The following is a 376-nucleotide window of genomic DNA, read 5'->3' as shown; positions in this document are numbered from 1 at the left end:
TTCAGTCAAGCGGATGTGCCGTGTGTTAAAGCTCAATCGCTCCTCGTTCTACAAATGGCTCAACACCCGCGAAAAACGCAGGTTAAAGATGTGTTCCGATGCCCTTATTGGTGCAAGAATCAAGGCCATCTTCGATGATGAGAACGGGCTTTATGGTGCTAAACGCATCGCTGCAAGCCTCAACGACGATACGGACTTCGGCCCGATCAACCATAAGAAGGTCGCACGCATCATGAAATCCATGGGGCTAAAAGGCTTTACCAAACAACGTCGATGCATCACCACTAGGCGTAAGCCTGGTCACCGTGTCATGCCAGATTTAGTAGGCCGTACATTCACCGCTGACGAGCCGAACCGTGTGTATGTCGGCGACATT

General features: G+C 50.8%; 1 protein-coding gene. It reads left to right on the top strand.

Annotation, left to right across the window (positions count from 1 at the left end):
• A partial coding sequence (locus HMPREF0308_RS12745) for an IS3 family transposase (protein WP_034657658.1) occupies positions 1-376 on the top strand: 376 nt, incomplete at both ends.

The sequence above is a fragment of the Corynebacterium striatum ATCC 6940 genome, assembly GCF_000159135.1.
GTDB lineage: Bacteria > Actinomycetota > Actinomycetes > Mycobacteriales > Mycobacteriaceae > Corynebacterium > Corynebacterium striatum.
Note: the sequence above shows the minus strand (reverse complement) of the source record. Positions and strands in the feature narration are given on the sequence as shown.